Below are 22,545 nucleotides of genomic sequence, written 5' to 3'. Positions count from 1 at the left end.
TGGGTTTATAATTTTGCAAATGTAAGATGTTATTAACTCTCTTAGAAGTTATACAATACACTTAATTTAGCGTTTGTTCCTTCACCTGTACCAGTAAAAGTTCTTAAAGGTGCTGCCCATTGTGATCTTGCTGGTAAATAATATTCGTTTAACAAGTTATTTACCGCTAATGAAACTGATATATTTTCTTGCAGTTTATAGTTCATAGACCAATTAAGTAAAGTGTATCCTTCTACTGGAAATTGTGTATGTCTAAACGTATAATTATCGTTTGTATCTAAATACGGATTAAAACGACTTCTATTTCCTAAATTAGTCATTCGTAAAGAGGTACTTATTTTGGTTGTTGGTAACCATGTTACATAAGCCGTTAACTTAGGTGCTGAAATAACATCTCCTCCTAAATAAGTTAAGTTGTTTTCATCCCCCACGTTGTGAGTAACACCTTCAACGTAAGAATAAGATGTTCCTACTTGTAATTTATTATCAAAAGCAGTATAGTCAATTGCTACTTCTCCACCATAAATATTCTGTGGCTTTTTTGATGGCACAAAAGAATTTATATTTTCATCAAATACAACCCCTGTTCCTAAATTAGAAACACTGTAATATCCTACAGCCTCTAATCTAAAGTTTTTGAACTTTGATAAAAACCCGAACTCATAATTTTTAGTTACAGCTGGTTCTAATTGAATATCTTCAATATTATCAGCCGTTGCAGAACGTAAAACAGAACCTAAATCAGCAATTGAGAAACCTTGAGAGTAGCTTACATAAGGAATAAACTCTTGATGTTTAATATACCTAACACCAGCATTGAAAGCTAAATTATCAAACCCTATTTCTCCTCCCTTTACTGCCACAGACGAATTAAAATTACCGTCTCCTAAAGGTGAATATGGTAAGGTATTATAATCATCTATTGTAAGATTCATATCGTCATATCTTAACCCTACCTTTAAAACCCATTCATCGTTAAATTTAATTGTAGATTGTACGTATTGTGCCCAACTAAACATATCAATATTTGGCACCCATAATCTACCATCTAACAATCCTTGATTGGTTTTATCTTTTAACAAATCCAAACCATAGGTTAATGTGATTTCAGTTGATTCACTTGGAGTAAGTGTAGTGTTAAAATTTGGTCTTAAACCATACTTTTCTGCATTAATTACTGATTGACCTCCATTTTCAAATTTGTCTGAATAAAAGAATATGTTTTTTGTTTTTTGATAATACACATCAGCTGTAAAATCTGTTGTTCCATCAAAAATATTATTTAAGTTATATTTTAAATTACCATTATACAATTTAGACCCTGTTGGTTCTTCTCCTTCAATAGATCCTTCAACACCATAACCAGGTTTCAAGGTATAATCTCCATTCTCATTATATACTTCAAAAGATCCTGGAACAGGTATAAAAGGTGTGTCTTGTAAAGAATTATATAAATTTCCTCCAATACTTATTTTTTGCCTATCAGATATTTCATACTCTAATTTAGCTAAAGCAGTATAAATTCTTGTATTATCCAACCCATAAGTAGGAAGTATAACTTTACCATTTGCATCATACTTATTTCCTGTTTCCTCATAACTTCCACTTACATAATAGTTGAATTTATCTATTTTTCCACGCAGTGATTGATAAGCTCCAAATCCAAGAGCATCTTTGGTTTTTGCCAAATTAGAAGTTCCCCAAATATTGGTAGTTCCTTCAATTTTTTTACTTGCATTTGGCTTCTTGGTAATATAATTTATAAAACCTCCATTTCCTCCATTTCCAAAAATAGACGTTGCTCCTTTAATAACCTCTACTCGACTAATATCGTTAGGACTTACCGATTTTATTCCTAATTGACCATTACGTAACGGAGTAGATTGCGGAACACCATCAATCATCACCAACAAAGAACGACCACGTAATGTTTGTCCCCAGTTAGAAAAAGTTCCTGTAGATACTGCTAAACCAGGAACTGTAAATTCTAATATTTCATTAATATTGGTTGTTGAATTTGATAAATCTACTAACTGTTTTTGGTTGACAACAGTTATTGATGCTGGTATCTCTGAGAGATATTCTGAACGCCTACTAGCTGAAACAACAACTTCGTTTAAACTCTCTTCATTTTCTTTTAGTACTTGTACTATCTCAACTGTACTATTTTGAGTAAATGTTATCTCTTTTGTTATAGTTTGAAATCCTACCATACTAAATGTTACCTTCCAAACACCTTCTTTAATATCTGTTAATAATAAGTTACCGTTAGAATCAGAAGTTGTTCCTTTTTGAAGATCTGATATAAATACATTCGCTCCATAAATTGGTTGACCTTGCTCATCTTTTATCTGCCCTTTTAAACTAGATTGAGCAAACAGCCCAGAGGTTAATAATAACGTAGTTATAAACACGTAAATTCTCATTAGTTTTTATTTAGATTTAATTTAAATTGCAAATATATCTTCTCTGAATTTATTAGCAAACATTAATTAAAAAAACTTACTTCTAACCTGAAACAAAAAAATCAAACCACTAAAAATGAGGTAAAAAAAAGAGCTTATTTCCTTTACTTTTCAAACTAACATAAAAAACACCCTTTAAAACATTACTACTTAAAACAACAAGTAAGCTTTTTAATTACAAATAAAAACCTTGTTAAAGATTTTATAGTTACATATTAAAACCATAATAACTTTTTCAACTTCAATTATATATTTAAATTAATTAAATCCTATCTAAAAATTTGGTAAGCATATTCTCCTTGCTATATATTCATAAAACAATTCCGGAATTGATAAAGAATTATCAACTAAAAAATATTAAAATTTAAATGATTACAATCGCATTAAAACTAATACTCTTAACAATTAAAATTGCTTACTTACTATTAGACTTGATTTTTTAATCTTTATTATTATTTGCAAAACAATGTCATTTTGAGCGAAGTAAAGTAAGCTTCGCTCATCATAACTAATAATTTTTCGTTATTTTTGATATAGAATCAACAACTAATGAAAAAAAGCATTTTTAAGTTATTAGCTAAACTAAACAAAGCGCTATTACCCTCTTTTACTAAAAAAGAGCTGGATGTTACCAAAGCCTCAAAATTTCAATTAGCAATTATTGGATGGCGAGCTTATATTACAATAAATTCGTTGGATTAAAAATTTACCATTATGAACATGCATATTAAAGTTTTCTCAGGATCTCAAATCTTTGCAAACAGATTAAGTCAATTACTTGATGAAATTGAAGTTCCCTATTTAGTAAAAGATAACAAAGAAGCTGGAAGAGTTGCTGGTTTTGGAACTTTAGGTAATTCTGTTGACGTATATATCTATGAATCAGACCTTGAAAAAGCTCAAAACACTATCGACGATTTTAAACAAGAAATAGAAGCTGACAAATAATTGAAAAAGGTTGAAAAAAAATTATTTTTTTGCTTTAGATTTTAAAAAACATTCTTATATTTGCACCCGCAAAAAGGCCTCGTAGCATAACTGAATAGTGCACTTGATTACGGCTCAAGAGGTTGCAGGTTTGAATCCTGCCGAGGTCACAAAAAAACCCTTTAAAACATTGATTTTAAAGGGTTTTTACTTTTTTAGGCGGCAATATTGGTGGCAGTCAGATCAATTTATTTAAAAAACACTTCCATAATAATAAATGAATCATTGTCTATAGGCTCTCTTTTGTACTCATTAATATCAGAACCAGACCCAACCCTCCATATATCTATATCTCTATACCTGATTGCCATCAACATCGAAACTAACGTAAAAGGTTTAGGCCCTAAAGGCGCTATGATAATACTATATTCATTCTTTAGCAAATAATACAATGAAGTTAACTCTCTCTCTAAGAACCTTAAATCGTTAATAGGAAAACTTATTACATTTTCACTCCTGTTCAATAAAGCTAAATTATTTTCTTTTATTTTTTTAGTAAACCTTTGATCAAGAGCTGGTTCAGAATAAAAAATATAATATTCTTTAGGATCCAAATGCTCTATAATACCTTCAGCTTTACTTTGTTCATAACCCAAACAAACAATCAAAGCTTTTGGTTTATCTGTCGGTACAATATATTTACCTGGTAAAGGGGCTATTTCAGTATTTGATTTTGGAGGTTTTGGTTCATTATACTTTGAAGGTGTATATACAAAATAAACCTTAATAGAGTTAAAATCAGTTCTTTTTTTCTTCAAGTAGAGTATAACAGTATAATACCATGATTTTGTCATGCAAGAATAATCAACCACCATTACAAACTCATCTAAACAACTACCTCCCAACTCCTTATCCAACAAACCAGACACCTGTTGATGCCCTTCTATAATTACACTTTCAAACCCTTCTTTTTCCAATTCAATACAATTTCTTTCATAAGAAAGAGAAACTGTCTTTAATATTTTATTTTTTTTATTTATTTTTTCATAAGCTGTTAAGACTCTATCTTCATGATTACTAGCCAACAAGAACAAATCAATTTTTTCTCCTATCAGTTCTTCAACTTCAAGTTGTTTTCCATACTTTATATTCATTTTCTCTCCTAATTAAATAATGAAACCTGTTTAGTAGAATCATTTTCCTCCAAACAATCACTTAACTTTACAGGATTGTAACTTCTAAGAGGTAAATTATACAATATATAAAACAAGTAAGACAATTTAAATCTCTTACCTCTTACTTCAAAATCAAAAGAGTTATCATTTGAATCTAACAATATAAAAGCTCCTTGAGATACTCCTTTATTAATTAACTCTATCAAACTTTCATGAACTTTCCTTTCATCTTCATCTACAATAAATGTACCTCTAGGATCCATTTTAAAATCTCCTCCTAAAATTTCATTTTTAAAATACTCCCCAATTCTATCTATAATCTTAACCATATTTACATTGCTATTACCTACAGGAATATTAGCAATTACATTCTTAAATCTCTTAGACGCATTTAACAATTCATTATATTGATCTTCTTTACTGATCTTTGAATCAATTTCATTTCTTTTAGAAATTAGCTGACTAATTATACCTATTAACCACCTTGGATTACCATCACAAACCTTGGAGATAACTTCATATCCATGAAAGAGATCTATAGATTTTTTTCTACTCCTGTACTTTGGATGTTTGTTTATATTACTTAAAAGAAAAAATTCTCTGAAATAGACTATCGGCTTTATTTTTCTAAACAAAGTGTCTTTTTGGCCTTTCAACAATGGAACTGGATTAACCAAATCTACTCTCTTATCCTTTAAAAATAACATAAAGGACTCATCTTTATCAATTAGATTCAATAATTTTTTATGAAAAGCACTTCCTTTAACATAGGAGTTTTGAGACTTATTATATATCTCATTACTTCCTAAAACCTCTTTAACATCAAGATCTCCTCCTAAAAAAGAATTTATTATTTTTTTTGAAAAATCTTCAGAGTCTGCTGATGCCCACATCTTTATCATATCAACATCATTTCCAGATGTAGGACTATATTCTCCCTTAAATAACTTTTCAATTTTAGACGGTAAAATTGGACTAGCGCTCAGCTTATATAGTATGTATTGCGTCCTACTTCTCAAAGAAGCAAACAATTTCTCTTGCAACCAAATAGGCGCGAATTCCAGTTCATCAAAACATAGAGCCCATTTCTTAACTCCTTCTATATTATAAATCCTTTCAAACTTTGGTATAATCAGCTCTAATGAAGACTCAAATGCTAAGTTGAAAAAGTCTGGGTAAGGAATTTCATCTTCTGGTTTAAAGTTAAATATTACGTCTTGAATAAATTGATTTACAGTATCTATTCTCTCATTTAACGCCTCCCTTATAAACTTTATTTTAGGCACTACATAATCTAACTTCCAAGCTTTAATTAAAGCAACTGACAATTCAACTTCTTTTCTCTCATCATAATCATTTATTTCCGTGCTTATAATATTTATAAAAGTATCACACAATGAAATAAAAACATTACTATTCACTGAAAAATGAGAAATCCTATCAGCAAAGTTTCCATACCTCTCCAACTGTGCTCCATAAGTTTGATTTTTAACATTCCAATAAATATCTGTTGACACATATATTCCATAAAAAGGAATAGTACTTCTAATATTGGAAGACAAAGGATCATTCTCCCAAGAATACAAAGCTGGAATTGTTAACATTTTCATTAAAGTTGTTTTCCCACAACCTCTAGCTCCCAATATAATTGAATGATTATTTTGTACTAATCTTTGAAAATTATTAGAATATATAAATGTTTTAGCTACATCACTTGGAGCTAAATGTCTAGCATTATAAGTATTATGAAATGACTCTTTCATTCTCCTAATTTGATTTAGTATTAAACAAATACTCTGGTGATAAAGATATATTAGAACTTAAAATAATTCCTTTATCATTTAACAACTTCTCCAACTCCCTAGCTTCGCTTGGCACCAAAAATTGAACCCCTGGAACAACCTTGATCAAATCCTCCCATTTCATCATCTTTTCCTTTTCTAAATAGTTTTCAATTTCGCTAACCAGATTTACTATCTCTCCTTTAAAACCAAATCCCGTATATGCATCAAACCCACCTTCATCTCTCATCATACTCCAACCGCTTCTAGGCATAAAAGTCCATGTTTTTACCTTCCCTAAAGCTCCATTCCCATCTTCCTTTATAACATCTATTATATGGAAATTATTTCTTTTTCCTGTCCAACTTAAATTACTTGTTGAAGAAAAACTTCCTGATGATAATACAGGTAATTTATATGTGGTCTCATAACAGCTATGATACCTAAGAAGTGGATCATGTTTATGTCCATGTACAAACAAATCAAATCTATGCTTCCCTAAGATTTCAAGCAATCTATCTGCATTACTTATTTTATCATACTCCCCTAAACTTAGTCTTGAATGATCAATTGGATGATGGTGGGACATAACAATTGATATTTTTTCCTCTTTCACCTTATCCATGTATTGATCAACATAATCAATCAAATCATCATCTACTCTTCCTCCAATGGCTGATTCTCTATTATAATGAAAATGAGAACTATTAATTACCAAAACCCTGTAATCCTCTTTTTCAACAAAAACACAACCTCTAGACCAAAAAACATCTCTATAATCTGAATCTTTAATAGGAAAACCTTTTTTTATCCCTTTTGCTAACTCTATACTATAACTAGAGTTAATCCCATAAACATCTACATCATGATTACCAATTGTTGCAATAATTTCATTAGAATTTAATGCATTATTTATCTCTAGAGAAAAATCCCAACCAGATATAAACCCTTGCTTATCTGACTTATTTGTAAAGTCCCCAGGACAAAGAGTTAAACACACTTCTAACTCATTACTTTCAATTAATTGAATTAAACTTTCAACTGGATGGTCATTTGCAGGAGTTCTCAACATATCCGTTTTTAAATAGGAGTCATCCATTACTCCCCCTTTATTATCTTTACTTTGACTATGATGACAATGTAAATCACTAATTATAGCAATCTTAATTTTTTTTACACCCATATGATAAACTTACAATGGTCGAGTATTATAAATTATTACCTCATTATACATTCCTCTTGTTTTATTTCTTCCCCCAACTTGACTATACCTAGACAATGTATCTATTCTTCCCACTCCATTATACAAGTCTCTTATAGACTCATGACTAGCGTTCGTTAAAATAAAATATGCTCCTAAGTTTGATATCTCCTCTATGAATTTTTTCAATTCAACTTGATCTTCCCATGAAAAAAGTTTTTGATTATATTCTATAAACCCATTATTCTCATGTGCAACAGTATAAGGTGGGTCTATAAAAACTAAGTCACCCTCTTTTATTTCACCTAATCTTGATTTATAATCAGAACAAATTAATTGTACTGATTGTAAAGAATCACTCACTTCTCTCAATCTCTTTTCGGTAACAATGTCTACATTTTTCCTTCTTCCATATGGTACATTATACTCACCTTTAGAATTTACTCTATATATACCATTAAATGAACATCTATTCAAATAGATAAACTTTGCTGCCCTTGTATGAGGTCTTAATAATTTAGATTTTCTAACCTTGTAATACTCTTCTTCAGAATTTTTAAATTTTTTAAGTGTATTGAGAACTAAATCTAAATTATCTCTAATCTCCTTGTAAGTTTCAATTAATTCAAAATTTATATCAGACAAAAAAACCTTCCCCTTAGGATTTAAATAAAAAAAGACAGAACCTCCCCCTAAGAAGCATTCATGATAACTATTATATTTTTCCGGAAGATAGTTTTTAAATTCATCGCGAACCAACCAAGACTTTGAACCAGTCCATCTTAAAAAAGGCTTACCCCTTGAAGTTTCATTTTTTAAAACAGTATTTGATTTCGACATATTTTATAAAGTATGATCAAAGATATAAAAACTACATAAATGTTACCATAAATAATATTTTTAGTTATTTTTCTAAAAACACTAAAAATTCACCCTATAATTACCAAATTATGATAAAATAGCTTTTAATTTGACATAAGTTTATTAAACAAAACTCATTATCAAACAAATCAAAAATGGACAACATTGCTAAATCAATAATAGACGCCTCTAAAGAAAAAATTAGAAACCCTTTTTTGGGAGCTTTCATGTTCACTTTTGTTATATATAACTGGAAAAAAGTAGCTGTTTTTATTCTTTCCAATAAAGATATTGAAGATAGAATTTCAATTATAATTAAAGACTATAACTTTTTTATCAATTTTATAATCCCCTTAGCTATTTCAATAGTTTTAATATTTGCATTTCAAGTCCTAAACCTTTTGATTGAAAAGTATTCTTCTAAAATAAAAAAAGAAAGGAAAAATATTCTTTTAGATCTTCTAAAGCACGAATTGGAGAGAAAAAAAGCAATAGCTAACCTTGAAGGAGAAATCATAGCCATTAAAACACACAATCAAGAAATGAAAAACCTCATTGAGAATGTAAACAGTTTAGAAGGCAAAGTTAATTTACTTGAAAATGAAAAAAAAGAAACTCAAAAAGTAATATCCCAAAAAGATAACACATATAAAAACACCCTAAGAGTCAATGAGCTTCTTACTGGAGAAATAAAAGAACACAAAAGTAGAAATCAAGAAAACTTTAAATATATTAATGAGTATTTTCATTTTAGAAATTCTAGTTATTTTAATGATTTCTTAAAAATGGCTATAACCATTTTAAACAGCGGAACTCTCCCAGAAAATAAAAAATCAATTGAGTATTTTTCAAACAACAATTATATAATAGAAACAAAAAAAGGTTATGAATTCACGCATAAAGGAGAATATTTTTATGACATATACTTGCACGAAAAATTATACTCTTCCAATTAGAAAATAACTATTTTTAATTATATTTGAGTATCTCCAAACACTTTTTGGAGGTACTTTTTCTTTTTCATAGCAATTTACCCACTCTTTGAGTGGGTTTTTAGTTTTAGTCATTTTAGATTTTATTCACTTTCTCTTTTAAATTAAGTTAACGAAGTGAAACAAGCAAAGACTTGAGATAAGGAACGGATGTGACTTAGCGTTGGTTTTGCGAAGCATGAACGAGATAACTCAATTTAAAAATTGACACTATCACTAAGTTTGTTTTTATATAACAAAAAGAAAACCCCAGCACTTGCTGGGGTTTTAGAATTATAAATCATACCAATCAACCGAAGCCTTTTTTTCTGTTCTGACTCCATTAGAGTCAATAAAAATAAATTTTACCTCTCCTTTCTGAGGCTGCACGCCTCCTTGTTGGGTAATAGCAAACCTACCTTCCCTAAAAGTTCCCATATCTAACACTTCACCTGGACCAATAATTTTTCCTGTATTATATTCTGTCAAACTTGTTGATCCTAGACCACTTGTCTCATAATAAAACTTATATGTTAAGGCTTGATTTTGTACTTCAGGCGGGATAATATTAAAACTTGATGATAAATCAAATTGATAAAAATTAGAAAGATCATTAGAACCCAATGTAACTTCAAATTCTGTTGGTAAAGACTCAAAATTGACTACTACCTTCTTCATTACTCCATTTGAAGCTTCAATCTCAAATTCAATCGGGTTATCATTTATTTCAAATGCTTTATATTCCATAGAGAAACGTCCTCCATGAGTATTATAAACACTCCCATTCATAAAAGAGTCACTCCCTCTCACTAGCTTCCCTTGCTGACCTCTGAAAGTTAATTTATAATTTAAGGCTTCCGTACCATTTGATAATATTTCGAAATCAAATCGAGTTAGCTCATTTACATAGTTTTTACTTTTAGAAGGATAAACCTTAAACTCAAAATTTGTCTTTTTAACTAAAAAATTAACTGCCACTTCATGTTCTTTACCATTTGAAGCTTTTACTAAAAAAGTTAAACTAAAGTCCCCTGCCTCTTTGGCTTTAAAAATTGTAGAGATCTTACCTTCAGGTAAATTATTAAGCAACTCACCTTCTTTAAGTTCATTGCCTCCAATCAATAAATTACCAGATAGAGAACTTCTAATATATTTAAATTCATAAGCTAAATTTTGCTCCAACTCATTTGCAAGTTTTTTAATATTAAAATCAATAGCTACATCTTCTTTAAAATAAACTTCATTAGCTGATTTTGTCACGATGACTTGAAAATCATTTAAACCAACTATTTTGTAGGAGATTAATTTTTCTACTTCTAAATCGCTATCATTTTTTACAACTACCTTTACTTCGTTTGATTCTAGTTCTTCAGCTATATAAACAATTTCTGTCTCTAAAGATTTCAACTCATATTCCTCTCCTGGTATTAAGGTTAAACCATCCATCTTATATAAACCTTTCCCTTTATTTAGTTTGTAAGAAAAGTAATATTTTGTTCCTTTTACGATTCGCTCTGGATTTATTTTAATAGAAGTTTTTATTTGTTCGCCTATGCGGCTAATTTCTTTTTGTTCTGTGGTAATATCAAAATCAAAATTGTCTTTGACTATTACATCTAAACCACTATCACATGATATGAACATTATTATTAATAAGGTGTATAAAAGATTTTTCATAATTATTTTTTTTAAAAGATTACATATTTTAAACCTAGACCAATCATAAATTTAGACTTGCCAACTTCACTGTTTGCATGATAAAAATGAGTATATCTTCCTAGCAAATGAAATCTATTAGATATGAATAAATCTGCTTGTACAGCTCCAAAACCCCCATAAATAGCACCTCCTTTACTTGTTATTAAAGCTCCGTTAGGCAGCTCGTTATTTCCATTATTTATACTTTCTTTTCCTAAAACCCCTCCAATTCCCACATAAGTACACACTAAACCATTTAAAGTTGATAAAGGCTCTATTCTCTTAAAGTAACCTAGATTTACACTGTGTACATTTACATTGACATTGTATTCTGTTTTTCTTTCCTTAAGGTAACCTGAATACACACTTGCTTCAAGGAAGTCGTATTTTATATCGTTAAACGAATAGGAAAAACCAAAGAGTGTAGCTATTCCGTCATCTGTGTACCCCACAAATCCAGCGAGATTTTTTTGACTTTGTGCATTTGAAACTGGGATGTAGAGTATGAGAATTAATCCCAAGAGTATTATTTTTCTTAATTTATATGACATTTCTATAATATTTTTAATTAATGTTAAATTTGTTGAGTAAGATGGTAAGTACCAGTTACCATCTTACATGACATTTCTTAATGTTGGGTAGGACGTTATCTAATAACTCCTACCTTTTTTCTTCTTACTATTTATTCATTGGCTATTATATTTCTATATTAAATTTACTCATAATCTGTTGTTTAACCCTTGTAAAATCTCTGTTTTTAGGGGTTTTGCTTTTCTCTCCCTATCAACAGGCGATTTGCTAAAACTTTATAAAATCATCGTCTTCAGAAGTTTTTACTGAGGTTGGTTCTAACAAAATAGATTTAGCCTCTTCAATTATTTTTCGGTAGTTTTTTTGCACATCTTCTTCAGAAGCTTTGAACTCAAATTCTAAATCTGTAGCTTCAATATCTTCATCTACTAAAAATTTGGTTTTAAGAAGTTCTTTTTTATTTCCTTCAGCTATAAATCCATAAAACTCTCCTGGTTCTAAATTCATTATATCTGTACTTTTTACTCGATCTCTTTCCTGTATGGTTTCTGACATATTCTCACTGGAAGAGTTTACATGTTTTCCAAAGAAATCTGAATCATGGAAAGAATCACCTTTGCTTTTTGTTTGGTATTTTTTATCAGCTCTACCAAACATTTGAGTTATCATTCTAGCAGTATTATTATTGACAGTTCTTCCAAAAAATTGATTTCCCATGTTACTTAGGATAACTTGAGCTTTGTCATTTTTATACCTATCGACAAGCTGACTAAAATCTTGCGCCCCATAAACAGTAGCTACTTTATTACTACGTGCGGTTGCTGGTATCTGTTCAAAATTTGGAATGTATAATGTAGGTGCCTCATCCAAAACAATAATAGATTTATGCTTATTAGGCTGATTCATTTGCTTAGCTGCTACAGAGATAATTAAAGAAATGATTGGGGCATAAGTTTCGGATAGTGTACTTTCATTACCAATACACACAAACTTAGGATCGTTAGGATTATTAATATCTAAATCAATGTCATTTCCTGATAACACCCAGAAAATATCTGGAGTATTAATTTTTGATAGATTTGCTTGTAAAGTACTTACTACTCCCGCTACCTGTTTTGACGCATTGTTTTTGATTGCTTGATTCAAACTTGCTACCAATCCTGCTGTTTCAATGTTTTCTGCTATTTTTTCTAAAAGAATATTGATATCACTATACAGAACCAAAGAAATAATATGTGGTAACGTACAAAACCGAGGATATTCCTTTTTGAGATACCAAATAATCCCTGTAAGAACACTTTTTGCATCAATCATAAAGTAATTCTCATTCTTAATATTGCTAGGGGAAAGATTATAAAGCAATGTCTGAGAATACTCATGTGCATAGGCTGTTTTAACCATTAAATTTGGGTTTAATGGATTTATCCTCACACTTTTTCGAGCTTCTTTAAAATCTACGAAATAAGGCTTAACATTTGATTGATTTCTTAATATTTGACTAATCGTGAAGCTTGATAATTCAGGACTTTTAAAGTCATACAACAAACCTGTGAATCCTTTTTTTGCAGCCTGTTTTAATATAGGATATATCAAACTAACACTTTTTCCTGATCCGGCTCCTCCTTGTACAAAAACACCTCTAAAAGCGTTGTTCAATATTACATTTCCTTCTTCTGTTAAAAACACAAATGCATCATCACTTATTTTGTACTCTTCTTCTTTTTCTCCTACCTTCTTATTTTTCTTATTAGGTTTAGTAGAGAACATTTTAAACAAAGTATATCCAAGAATATACACAGGTACTGTGATGGTAAATGGAATTATCATTGCAGGAACAAATGCTATTACAACTCCTATCATAAAAGGAAGCTTAGCTTGTTTCTGTAAGAATATGGCGTAAATTCCAGTAGTTATAAAGATATTTATCACTCTATAAAACCCTAGCCAGTAAACATATTCGTTAATAAATTGATTCATGTTAATATGATATTTGATTATTATTTTGCTTCTCTTTTTGTTGTTTTTCTGTTTCTATACGTTTTCTTAGTTCTTGTTTTTCTTGAAATGTTCCATTTTTCAAAGTTCTTACTACCTCAAACTTTTCTTCAATGTCTCTTGTGTAATCAAACTTTTCATCAAATGATTTCTCATTGAGAAGTTTATAGTTACTTCTGTCAAAACCTCCCTTGACTGACCTTGAGTTTAACACGAGGTTTTTACTATTCCTAGCATTAGCTAAAGGACTTAAACTAACACGGTAGTCTTTATGCATTCTTGAAATAGTTATATGAACATGACTATTTAAACCACCTTTTAATTCTCCACTTTTGGATAATCCTTTCTTTACTTCTTCGTCATATCCTTTATATCTTCTTTGATGCTCTACTTTAGCATGCCAGACAATATCATCTTTCGCTATCTCTTTATTGAAATTACTAGCGTAATTTTCCATAGCCTCTTTGGTATATTCTCTAAGAAGTTTGTTGTATTCTTGATATTCTTTCTGAGTTAGCTCTTTAACTTCAGATATATCTTTACCTGAAACTATCTTTGCCAAGTGTTTTAATTCTTTGCTACTAAAGTTTAAAGTGACTGTGAAGTATTTATCTTGAGCTTTTTTCAACCCTTTTCCTTTAGCATTTTCATCAATCATACTTATTGCATTTACCGTAGATATTTTATCTTCATATTGATTAAAAAAGAAGTTCTGTTTCTCAGGAATTCCATCTTTTATATACTCTGAATTTTCCTTGTTCAAGTAAAAACCATATTTAGAAGAACTTCCTTTATTGTTGTCTGACGTTTTATGAATGATTGTTACAGGCATTTGACTTTTTAAGATTGCTCTTTTATCTTTTGAAAAATTTTATTTAAATTCTGAATCAACTTTTCAAATAACTCTTTTGTCATATCCCCATTATCTTGAATTTGCTGTCTCATCGGATAAAGTATATCAGCTTCTTGTGTTTTAAAGAATGAAACAATTCGACGATCAATCACCTTTATCATTTCTGTGGTACTTTTTCCTTTAATAATTCTTGGATCAGTACCCGTCTTTTTGAAAAACAAAATCATTTCTTCTGTAAAACCTCCAATACTTCTATTGTGATCTGACGCTAATTTTTTTAATTCTTTATGACCTCTTTCAGAAATTACTATGCTTTTTTTCATCATTAAAACTTTATCCAAAAGTCAAGATTTTTAGCCGTGAAGATTTTGCACTTTGAAGAGAAGTGCAATTTTAGAATTATAAGTAACTAGATATTAAACTTTTGCAAAACAAGTTGTTTTGATATTAAGTGCAACAGGTTTTATAAAACTTAACACTAACAATCAAGTAGTTAGCCACACCTTTATATCTTTTTTATAATTGGTTATAATTTTTAAAAACCTAGACAAGTCAGGCGTAGCCTTCAAGCTCGATGCAATCGCGAGCGGGAAAATCATCGCGCAGCGTGATTCCCGCTCGCTATTCTTTGAAAAAGAATAATCTTCGACAAGTGAAATTTTATTTATACTATTGTAAGAGATATAGCAACCTAACAATTAAAATATTTTTATGGTTTATGAAAATGTCTTGGCTGGTTCTTTTATTTACGCTCTAGGAGCTTTAGCAGGAAAAACGGCAGAACCCAATGAGATTATAAAAGATAGTGTTAATTTTTTTCAGCAAACTCCAAGCGATCAAAAGTTATCAGATCTTCTAGCTAATTGGAAAGGGAATAACTTTTTAATCGAATTTAAAAGGACTATCAAGGACGTTAATAGAGAAATGGAGAAAAATCAAAAAGTAAAATTAATTTCTGAACTAAAAAAAAATAACAAGCTTTTAATCAACTCTAAGAAATGTCATTTTATTTGTTATGGCCTCTATAAACCAGCATCAGATAACAAAATTACAACTGACATTTGTTTTAACTTTTACTTAGACGCTTTCTCAAAAAACATCAACAAAGGCGTAAATTGCAACAATTTTATAAGTACTATATTAAACGGAAAATTAGGTATATCGGATCAAAAGGAATTTAATGAATATCTTAATTTTTTACTAGAAATAGAAGAGTCGGAGAACCTAAATTCAGGTTCTTTTGTAAATAAAAAACAAAAACCAATAAAAGGTATTTTGACTAGTATTACTAACGATGGTAAAATTATATTCATTGAATATTCAGGATACAGAAACTTAATCCTACAATTGAACCAAAAACATAACTTACTTCAATCTTTATCAATACAAAACAATAAAGAAATATCAGCTGTAAAACACAAAGTAAGAACTAAAGGAAAAGGACCCTCCTTGTCCTAAAACAGAGAACCCACAACCTCATTAAACAACATAACTTTCACACATCAAAAACCTAAACAGGCAAAATATTCACAACTCTAACCAATGCGGCAACTTTTCCACACCGAAAAAACATCTCTATTTTACTTTTCTTGTTTTCAATTTTTCGTTCAGAATTCACTTTTTGAAACCAAAATCACTTAAAAATCTACTAACTTGTAATATTATTGTAGGTTAACCTTATTGTACTCGCTCTACAGCCCTTTGATATCAATGGTTACAGGAAATAAATCACACTAATTTACTACTAAAAAAAGTTGAATTCACACCAATTTACTACTAAAATCACACTAATCTACCACTAAGCCACTTTATTTCACACTCTAAAAATCAGAAGTGTGATTACATTTTATAAAAAACGGTGCATCTTTTCCACACCGTTTAAAAACCCTAATTACTAACTCCTAACTCAGGAAGAATTACAAATCTTAATAAGTTATAAATATCTGCTTTACTCTTTTTAGCAGAAGTAAAATCATCATCCAATCTACAAAATCGGTTGTAAGCCTTATTAATATAACCTCTCTTAGCTATCTCCTCTGTAAAAATAAAAGCAGAGTTATCTTTGTTGTTAGGGAAGAAAAGCAATAAAAATCTATAGACATAATTATACTCTTGTTCGTTCACAGTTATCTCTATATCATTCTCTAAATGTTTATTTCTGTGTATTTTAATATTTATATAATCATAACTCCTCCCACCTCTCTTCTCTAAAGAATAATTAAAATATAAATCTGCTTTTTCTTTTAGTTCTCTCTTTGCAACCTCTAAAACTTTGTTTCGTAAGTGAGCTATCTGCTTATACTTATCCTCAACCTGCAAATAAACCCTAAAGGATATTAAATCACTATTAAACCCTCCTCTATCTACCCATCTACAACACAATTCATAAAGTATTTTAGAGTGTATAGAATTAAGGTTTAATGCTATATTTTTTTGAATAGCTGTAAACCCTCCTCCGATATAACAAAAGAAAACACATGCAGTTGATGGAATTACTAACGTTATATATTTAGACCTTACTTCGTATTCTAACGCCCCAACTATAAAGGATAAGTTTTTCCTAACCTTATTCTCTTTTGGTATTACTAAATCAAACTCAACTGGTTTTGTCGCCAAGGATTTAACCGCCTTCCTAATATTGGAGTAGTTTTTATTTTTATCAAGCTTACTGAGTTCTAGAGTAATTTTTTGCTCTTTATACACTTCAAATGGATCTTTAGACTTAACCTCCTGAAGTTTCTCTATAATATGATAAATTATATTTTTTTCAATACAAGTATATCGGAACTTTGCTGTAGAAACATGATTAGGTTGTATTATAAAATGACCTGTTTTAGAGCGAGTCATAACACAACCTATTTACCCGCTTTAATTAACTTTCTGTTCTTTCTTGCGACATCAAGAAGCTCTTTTTTTGAATAAAAAATTGCTCTACTTCCTGGCACTTGGTAAAAAGGCACTAGGCTTTTCTTTTTCCAGCTAATCAAACTAGTTACTGAAATTCCTAAAAATTTAGCCGCTTCTTTTTGAGTCAACCTATCTTCTTCAGGCGTATTATTGAAATCACTTACTACTTCTGTTTTCCTAATTTCATTTAGAATTAATCTAACAGCTCTTACTAAATCTTCTTTATTATGTGTGTAGAAAAGTACGTTTGACATATTTAAACTTTTTTAAATTCAACTTGTGTTTACACTGGCTAAATTCAGTTTAAATACGTCTCTTAAATTTGCACCTAAGTTTTGAGTGCAACTAACTTTTATTTTTTTATCTAGCTTACTATAGAGCTAGAAGGTTTATTTTTTTTCGACAAGTGCAATTTTACATCATAACAAGCTTTGCTATTCTCATATTTTTTCAACACCTCTTCATTAGAATAGAAAACTGTACTAATTAAGTTCTGCCTTTTGTTAGCCTTTCCTGCTTCTATTTCATCAGAAAACATAAAGTAATTATCTTTTTTAACCTCTCCTTTTAAAGTTCTGATTCCAAAACCTAAATCTTCATTTTTATTTAAAAACTGTGACAGTATTGTAATTGCATCTGTTTGATTATTTAAAATATACCCCGAATAAGAAAGAAACACAAAAAACTTAACAAAATCTACTCTATTTGCCTTGTTCTTTTTTCCTTTTAAAAAGACAAATTCTTCGTTATTAAATGAATTTACATCTCCTTTTAAAACATAATCAATAAACCCTTTAATTAAATCATTTAAATTCTCTGGAAAATCTATATTCATAGACCTTAATAGTTCCGTCAAACCTTTAAGTAAAACGGTTTTATTACTCTCATTAGATAATATTATTTTTAATTCATTGTTTTGCCTATACTTAAATTTAGCATCTAATTCCTCTATATTAATTTCATTTAAAAATTTTATATATTCCGAAATATTTTTTCTTTCGCTTATATTATACCCCATCACACTACCCCCTTCTTTTTCTATTAAATAAGTACTATCTTCAACCCTAGCATTATATACTTCAGAACTTTTAAAAGGCTTTTCTATGATTACTTTTAGCTTTAACAATGTATTAATCATCTGTTGCCTAATCAATTCACCACTATAACCTTTTCCATTGATGTTTTCAAGCACAGAATCTTTCCATCCTTCAAACCCACTTAAAAAAGGAGAAACTAAAAACAAACTCTCATCCTTGACAAAATAAGAATTATTATGATCTGGTCTCAAAATAATCTTATTCTCTATAATTGAATCACAAAGATTTTGTATTTCAATTGAAATATATCTTCGAAAAGCATCAATATCAACCATCTCGAAAAAATCAAATTGATACTTTATTATTTCAACCAAAGAAACCAATTCCTCTGATTCAAATTCAGAAAAAAGTACAGTTTTAGCTTTAAATTTTTCACCCAACAAAAACACCTCCCTCTCTACTATTTCCATATTCTTTCTATACCTACTCAATACTTTTTCTTTGAAAACAATTAATTTCAGCAACAACTTTGACTCTTCAAACTCTTTCCTCCTATTTTTAAAAAAAATCTCTCTTATGTTCTTAAAATCAGAAAATTTACTATACTGCACACAACAAGCATCCTCTCTTTCCAACACAAAAACTCTTGTATCATATTCAATCAAAAAAAGCAAATAAATTAACTCTTCTTTTTCATTACTTTCATCTATTTTTTTTAACTCAGGTAACACTTTAGCTAATAAATGAATGTATTGATAAAAAGTTAAGCTCCTTAACAATCTTTTTATTCTCTTTTTCTCACTTATATCTATATCATACTTAAAGAAGTTAATTAGTTCTTTTATCTCATAAGTTTTTAAATCAAAGCTTTTCATTTTTATTATTTTAACTTATCCCAAGTATTATCCATTTCTTGTTTCTTAAAGTCTTCTGCAATTTTTACATAACGCCTAAAGGATTCTTCCTTTTTATGCCCTGTAATGTTACGCACAACCATTTCTTTCATTCCAAGAATAAGAGAATTCGTCACAAACGTTTTTCGAGCTGTATGCGTCGTTATAAGTTCATGTTTAGGAACTGTCTTATCAATTCTCTTTTTACCTACAAATCTTGTTGTAGAAGTTGGCGTATTAATTCCAGCTAGCTCACAACATTCTTTTATGTACTTATTCATTTTCTCTCTGGAGATAACTGGAAGAGGTTCATAGATTGTCTCCTTATATTTATCTAGAATTTCTTTAGCAAAGCGATTCAAAGGTATTTTATGATCTATCGTTTTTGTCTTTTGAATATTCAACTTTATATAATCATCAAAAACATGAGAAGAGTTTAGCTGCTTTAAATCTGAATATCGAAGACCACTAAAGCAACCAAAGCAATAAGTATCTTTTGTGTGCTCTAACCTTGGAGATTCAAATTCATGCTTGTAGAGCTGCATTAATTCTTCCATTGTTAGATAAACTACTTCTATTTCCTGTTCTGGAGCTTTAAATTTTTGATATGCTATATTTTCATGATATCCTCTATCAAAAGACCAATTCATAAAAGTCTTTAATACTGAAACCAACTTAGCGAAGTAGTTATTTAACGTATTTCTTTCTTCAAAGGCATAATCTCTAAAATCCTCAAAAAAATCAATCGTTATATTATCGAAATGAAGCCTGAAGTTTTTAGCTTCAGAAAAATCTTTATAAAAATTAAGTGCAGTTCTATAACGTCTAAGAGTTCCATCTGTTTTAATATTCTTGCCTTTCTCTATAAACTCTTCAAAGCAATCAACAAAATCATGAGTCAAGTTTACTTCTAACCCTGAATTAAGCTTATCTAAAACAAACTCTTTTGTAGGCTCAATGTTATTCAACATCAAATACCTAAAAATGCTTTTTACAACCCCCTCTTGCTCATCTAACTTCTTATTGTACTCTACATGATAATTATATTCTTCCGATTTCGTAGACGGCTTTATTCGTTGGTCTTTTGCCTTCCAATGCTTTTCTTTTACTCTTACGTCTTTTACGTCCTTCCTTACCCTTTCTCCTTTAAACGTAATCGTCATTAAAACTGGCATAAATCCACTTTTGTTAACCTTATTCTTTCTTAAACTAAATGAAACTTGCATTCTTATTTAACTATGTTTAAACGGATTAAATTGGTGTCATTTATGGTGTCAAATTTTAAACAAAAACTAATAAAAGTTAATTTAACAAGACAACACTAATCCCAAATATAGTAATAAAGAGAGAGTTAAGTAAGTAAAATTTTAATTAAAAATAAATGTACTCCTGCCGAGGTCACAAAAAAACCCTGTTAGATTTCTAACAGGGTTTTGTTTTTATATTACATCATAAACGTTTTAAGATTAAAATCACAGAGTTTTACTAACTTATCAATATTTCTTTATCTTAAAACATGTAATCTCACCTTTCTTAAACTAACTTAAGTTTTAACTTTACGAGGAGTAATACCTTTGGTTTATAAAATTTAAAACCATGAAACAAAGACTAAACATTCAAGAATTAGAACCTAATGCTTACAAAGCTATCTTAGAAATTTTTAAATATCTTGAAACAACATCCCTTTCAAAAAACATTAAGAACCTTATAAAAATAAGAAGTTCTCAAATTAATTCTTGTGCTTATTGTATAGAAATACACACTACTGAAGCTTTAAAAAATGGTGAGAAACAAAACAGAATTTTTGCTTTAAGCGCTTGGAAAGAATCTCCTTTATTTTCTGAAAAAGAAAAAGCCTTGTTAACGGCTACTGATGAAATAACACAAGTAAGTAATAATGGATTAACAGAAGATACTTTTCAGAAGCTTAAAAGTTACTTTAGCCACAATGAAATAGCACAAATTATTATACAAATAGGAGAAATTAATATTTGGAATCGTATTGCAGTATCTACACTAATGTTTCATCACCCATCATAAAAGTTTACAATAACATTTTACCTAAATTTCCAATAAAGCTATTCTGTTTGAGTAGCTTTATTTGTTATCTCTCATTATGCCCTTTACCTTTAAACATTTTAGGTATAGATTTTTCAATTCTTGACAAACGTGTTTTTGATTGTTCTGCTTAAGAAAAATACAATAAATAACTTTTTTGTCTTCCTGGTGTTAATGCTTCAAAAACTGATTTTACATTTGAGTTTCTTTCTAGAATTTCTTTAAACTCACCTACAATTTCAAATTCTGAAGTTTTCTTAGTTTTTACTTTTAAACCTGCTTTTTCAACTTCTATTGCTTCGAAAACATAGGCTTTAATAGTTGATGCTAAATCAACAACCTCTTCTGGTTTAGTAAACCTAATTTGACGAGCAGATTGTACATTTTCTGTTTGTTGAATTAAAATTCCGTCAGTATCTTTTAACAAAGCTCCTTTATAAAAAAGTAATGCACAATAATCTTTAAAACCATGAATTAACACAATGTTCTTTCCTTGAAAAGTGTAACAAGGATGCTTCCATTTAAAGTCTTCTTCAAGACCACTGTCCAAACAAATTTGACGTAGCAATATTGTTTCTTCTTTCCATTTTTTTATATTTCTATATACTTATCTACTTTTTCCATTGCAACTTTATTTGTGTTCACTTTAAATATATAACTTCATTTAAAGTTATTAATTTTCTTAAAAGTATGATAAAACAAAAAAAGTGTAACGATTTTAAAATTTCGTTACACTTTTTTAAAAATTAGTGATTAGACGTTTCGTCTGCTTTTACCTCACCTTTTAAACTCATTTCCATATTGTGATCGTATTGACAACATCCTGGTAAGTTCCCATAAGCTTCTTCACTACTAGCTACTTTATCAGTATCGTAACCAGATGCTGCAATTGCGTTATGAATAGCATCTAAATTAGTCTTAGAATCATCAAACGATACGTTGATTTGCTTTCTTAATTTATCCCATTCTGCCGATGCTACTCCATCAACACCATTTACTGCCTTTTCAATTGTGTTTTTACACATTCCACAGTTACCTCTTACTCCAAAAGTTGCGTCAGTCATTGCTACTTCTTTAGTAGTTTGCTCTGTTTGTACTTCTTTTGTTTCTGTTTCTTTTTTAGCTTCGTTTTTACAACTTACTAAACCAATAGTAGCCAACATAGCTACTCCTAAGATTGCTCTTTTCATTT

21 protein-coding genes and 1 tRNA gene are annotated in these 22,545 nt (G+C 29.5%); 6 read left to right on the top strand and 16 right to left on the bottom strand.

Features of this window, described 5'->3' with window-relative positions; translation table 11 throughout:
• Positions 1–41 precede the first annotated feature (41 nt).
• Entirely contained in the window at positions 42–2,426 is a 2,385-nt protein-coding gene (locus tag N534_RS0100775) for a TonB-dependent receptor (protein WP_028890657.1), read from the bottom strand.
• Positions 2,427–3,014: 588 nt separating this feature from the next.
• On the opposite strand from N534_RS0100775, the gene N534_RS0100770 reads away from it, so the two are divergent.
• From N534_RS0100770 to N534_RS0100760, 3 genes are all read left to right on the top strand, one after another.
• Entirely contained in the window at positions 3,015–3,167 is a 153-nt protein-coding gene (locus N534_RS0100770) for a hypothetical protein (RefSeq protein ID WP_028890656.1), read from the top strand.
• 12 nt (positions 3,168–3,179) lie between these two features.
• The gene (locus tag N534_RS0100765) at positions 3,180–3,413 is read left to right on the top strand and encodes a putative signal transducing protein (protein ID WP_028890655.1); all 234 of its coding nucleotides are present in this window, start codon (positions 3,180–3,182) and stop codon (positions 3,411–3,413) included.
• Positions 3,414–3,488: 75 nt separating this feature from the next.
• Positions 3,489–3,562: transfer RNA gene (locus N534_RS0100760), tRNA-Arg, on the top strand.
• Between the two features lie 78 nt (positions 3,563–3,640).
• Here the strand turns inward: N534_RS0100760 and N534_RS0100755 are convergent.
• Genes N534_RS0100755 through N534_RS14200 form a run of 4 tightly spaced genes read right to left on the bottom strand, consistent with a single transcriptional unit; the run spans position 3,641 to position 8,389 of the window.
• Positions 3,641–4,546 carry a hypothetical protein gene (locus tag N534_RS0100755; RefSeq protein WP_028890654.1) on the bottom strand — a complete coding sequence of 302 codons (906 nt, stop codon included), beginning with the start codon at positions 4,544–4,546 and terminating at the stop codon, positions 3,641–3,643.
• A gap of 8 nt (positions 4,547–4,554) precedes the next feature.
• On the bottom strand, positions 4,555–6,330 hold the full coding sequence (locus N534_RS0100750; protein WP_028890653.1) for a hypothetical protein: 1,776 nt from the start codon (positions 6,328–6,330) through the stop codon (positions 4,555–4,557).
• Between the two features lie 4 nt (positions 6,331–6,334).
• Entirely contained in the window at positions 6,335–7,531 is a 1,197-nt protein-coding gene (locus tag N534_RS0100745; RefSeq protein WP_028890652.1) for a metallophosphoesterase, read from the bottom strand.
• A 9-nt stretch (positions 7,532–7,540) separates the two neighbouring features.
• Entirely contained in the window at positions 7,541–8,389 is an 849-nt protein-coding gene (locus tag N534_RS14200; protein WP_038005156.1) for a Dam family site-specific DNA-(adenine-N6)-methyltransferase, read from the bottom strand.
• A 176-nt stretch (positions 8,390–8,565) separates the two neighbouring features.
• Between N534_RS14200 and N534_RS0100735 the strand changes: the two genes are divergently transcribed.
• Entirely contained in the window at positions 8,566–9,366 is an 801-nt protein-coding gene (locus N534_RS0100735) for a hypothetical protein (protein ID WP_028890651.1), read from the top strand.
• A gap of 309 nt (positions 9,367–9,675) precedes the next feature.
• Here N534_RS0100735 and N534_RS0100725 read toward each other — a convergent pair whose 3' ends face one another.
• The 5 genes from N534_RS0100725 to N534_RS0100705 all read right to left on the bottom strand — a co-directional run bounded on the left by N534_RS0100725 (position 9,676) and on the right by N534_RS0100705 (position 14,799).
• Positions 9,676–11,058, bottom strand: a complete 1,383-nt coding sequence (locus tag N534_RS0100725) for a TraQ conjugal transfer family protein (RefSeq protein ID WP_081728251.1) — start codon at positions 11,056–11,058, stop codon at positions 9,676–9,678.
• Between the two features lie 11 nt (positions 11,059–11,069).
• Positions 11,070–11,531, bottom strand: a complete 462-nt coding sequence (locus tag N534_RS0100720; RefSeq protein ID WP_028890649.1) for a conjugal transfer protein TraO — start codon at positions 11,529–11,531, stop codon at positions 11,070–11,072.
• Positions 11,532–11,877: 346 nt separating this feature from the next.
• The gene (locus N534_RS14195) at positions 11,878–13,587 is read right to left on the bottom strand and encodes a type IV secretory system conjugative DNA transfer family protein (RefSeq protein WP_051435802.1); all 1,710 of its coding nucleotides are present in this window, start codon (positions 13,585–13,587) and stop codon (positions 11,878–11,880) included.
• 1 nt (position 13,588) lies between these two features.
• A complete protein-coding gene (locus tag N534_RS0100710) occupies positions 13,589–14,437 on the bottom strand; it encodes a DUF5712 family protein (RefSeq protein WP_028890648.1) in 849 nt (282 codons plus the stop codon).
• Between the two features lie 8 nt (positions 14,438–14,445).
• Positions 14,446–14,799, bottom strand: coding sequence for a BfmA/BtgA family mobilization protein (locus tag N534_RS0100705; RefSeq protein ID WP_231517289.1), 354 nt, complete (start codon positions 14,797–14,799; stop codon positions 14,446–14,448).
• A 370-nt stretch (positions 14,800–15,169) separates the two neighbouring features.
• Between N534_RS0100705 and N534_RS0100700 the strand changes: the two genes are divergently transcribed.
• Positions 15,170–15,916 carry a hypothetical protein gene (locus N534_RS0100700; protein ID WP_038005153.1) on the top strand — a complete coding sequence of 249 codons (747 nt, stop codon included), beginning with the start codon at positions 15,170–15,172 and terminating at the stop codon, positions 15,914–15,916.
• A 429-nt stretch (positions 15,917–16,345) separates the two neighbouring features.
• Here N534_RS0100700 and N534_RS0100695 read toward each other — a convergent pair whose 3' ends face one another.
• The 4 genes from N534_RS0100695 to N534_RS0100680 all read right to left on the bottom strand — a co-directional run bounded on the left by N534_RS0100695 (position 16,346) and on the right by N534_RS0100680 (position 20,521).
• Complete coding sequence (locus tag N534_RS0100695) at positions 16,346–17,305, bottom strand: replication initiation protein (protein WP_028890645.1); 960 nt, start codon at positions 17,303–17,305, stop codon at positions 16,346–16,348.
• 8 nt (positions 17,306–17,313) lie between these two features.
• Entirely contained in the window at positions 17,314–17,619 is a 306-nt protein-coding gene (locus N534_RS0100690; RefSeq protein WP_028890644.1) for a helix-turn-helix domain-containing protein, read from the bottom strand.
• Between the two features lie 110 nt (positions 17,620–17,729).
• Positions 17,730–19,277 (bottom strand): hypothetical protein, encoded by a 1,548-nt coding sequence (locus tag N534_RS0100685; RefSeq protein ID WP_028890643.1) that lies wholly within the window; start codon positions 19,275–19,277, stop codon positions 17,730–17,732.
• A gap of 5 nt (positions 19,278–19,282) precedes the next feature.
• Complete coding sequence (locus tag N534_RS0100680; RefSeq protein ID WP_028890642.1) at positions 19,283–20,521, bottom strand: site-specific integrase; 1,239 nt, start codon at positions 20,519–20,521, stop codon at positions 19,283–19,285.
• A gap of 370 nt (positions 20,522–20,891) precedes the next feature.
• Between N534_RS0100680 and N534_RS0100675 the strand changes: the two genes are divergently transcribed.
• Entirely contained in the window at positions 20,892–21,335 is a 444-nt protein-coding gene (locus N534_RS0100675; protein ID WP_028890641.1) for a carboxymuconolactone decarboxylase family protein, read from the top strand.
• A 148-nt stretch (positions 21,336–21,483) separates the two neighbouring features.
• Here the strand turns inward: N534_RS0100675 and N534_RS14190 are convergent, their stop codons facing one another.
• Both N534_RS14190 and N534_RS0100665 read right to left on the bottom strand, forming a co-directional pair.
• Positions 21,484–21,948, bottom strand: coding sequence for a YdeI family protein (locus N534_RS14190; protein ID WP_369791952.1), 465 nt, complete (start codon positions 21,946–21,948; stop codon positions 21,484–21,486).
• Between the two features lie 151 nt (positions 21,949–22,099).
• Positions 22,100–22,543 carry a heavy-metal-associated domain-containing protein gene (locus N534_RS0100665; RefSeq protein WP_028890640.1) on the bottom strand — a complete coding sequence of 148 codons (444 nt, stop codon included), beginning with the start codon at positions 22,541–22,543 and terminating at the stop codon, positions 22,100–22,102.
• Positions 22,544–22,545: the final 2 nt, after the last annotated feature.

The sequence above is a fragment of the Tenacibaculum sp. 47A_GOM-205m genome, assembly GCF_000518405.1.
Lineage (GTDB): Bacteria > Bacteroidota > Bacteroidia > Flavobacteriales > Flavobacteriaceae > Polaribacter > Polaribacter lutimaris.
Note: the sequence above shows the minus strand (reverse complement) of the source record. Positions and strands in the feature narration are given on the sequence as shown.

What these genes read in the sequence shown, in the direction of transcription:
- N534_RS0100700 (WP_038005153.1), top strand. Translation starts at nt 15,170, where the DNA reads ATGGTTTATGAAAATGTCTTGGCTGGTTCTTTTATTTACGCTCTAGGA.
- N534_RS0100690 (WP_028890644.1), bottom strand. Translation starts at nt 17,619, where the DNA reads ATGTCAAACGTACTTTTCTACACACATAATAAAGAAGATTTAGTAAGA.
- N534_RS0100745 (WP_028890652.1), bottom strand. Translation starts at nt 7,531, where the DNA reads ATGGGTGTAAAAAAAATTAAGATTGCTATAATTAGTGATTTACATTGT.
- N534_RS0100750 (WP_028890653.1), bottom strand. Translation starts at nt 6,330, where the DNA reads ATGAAAGAGTCATTTCATAATACTTATAATGCTAGACATTTAGCTCCA.
- N534_RS0100770 (WP_028890656.1), top strand. Translation starts at nt 3,015, where the DNA reads ATGAAAAAAAGCATTTTTAAGTTATTAGCTAAACTAAACAAAGCGCTA.
- N534_RS14195 (WP_051435802.1), bottom strand. Translation starts at nt 13,587, where the DNA reads ATGAATCAATTTATTAACGAATATGTTTACTGGCTAGGGTTTTATAGA.
- N534_RS0100710 (WP_028890648.1), bottom strand. Translation starts at nt 14,437, where the DNA reads ATGCCTGTAACAATCATTCATAAAACGTCAGACAACAATAAAGGAAGT.
- N534_RS0100725 (WP_081728251.1), bottom strand. Translation starts at nt 11,058, where the DNA reads ATGAAAAATCTTTTATACACCTTATTAATAATAATGTTCATATCATGT.
- N534_RS0100675 (WP_028890641.1), top strand. Translation starts at nt 20,892, where the DNA reads ATGAAACAAAGACTAAACATTCAAGAATTAGAACCTAATGCTTACAAA.
- N534_RS0100755 (WP_028890654.1), bottom strand. Translation starts at nt 4,546, where the DNA reads ATGAATATAAAGTATGGAAAACAACTTGAAGTTGAAGAACTGATAGGA.
- N534_RS0100735 (WP_028890651.1), top strand. Translation starts at nt 8,566, where the DNA reads ATGGACAACATTGCTAAATCAATAATAGACGCCTCTAAAGAAAAAATT.
- N534_RS0100775 (WP_028890657.1), bottom strand. Translation starts at nt 2,426, where the DNA reads ATGAGAATTTACGTGTTTATAACTACGTTATTATTAACCTCTGGGCTG.
- N534_RS0100695 (WP_028890645.1), bottom strand. Translation starts at nt 17,305, where the DNA reads ATGACTCGCTCTAAAACAGGTCATTTTATAATACAACCTAATCATGTT.
- N534_RS0100665 (WP_028890640.1), bottom strand. Translation starts at nt 22,543, where the DNA reads ATGAAAAGAGCAATCTTAGGAGTAGCTATGTTGGCTACTATTGGTTTA.
- N534_RS14200 (WP_038005156.1), bottom strand. Translation starts at nt 8,389, where the DNA reads ATGTCGAAATCAAATACTGTTTTAAAAAATGAAACTTCAAGGGGTAAG.
- N534_RS0100765 (WP_028890655.1), top strand. Translation starts at nt 3,180, where the DNA reads ATGAACATGCATATTAAAGTTTTCTCAGGATCTCAAATCTTTGCAAAC.
- N534_RS0100685 (WP_028890643.1), bottom strand. Translation starts at nt 19,277, where the DNA reads ATGAAAAGCTTTGATTTAAAAACTTATGAGATAAAAGAACTAATTAAC.
- N534_RS0100680 (WP_028890642.1), bottom strand. Translation starts at nt 20,521, where the DNA reads ATGCAAGTTTCATTTAGTTTAAGAAAGAATAAGGTTAACAAAAGTGGA.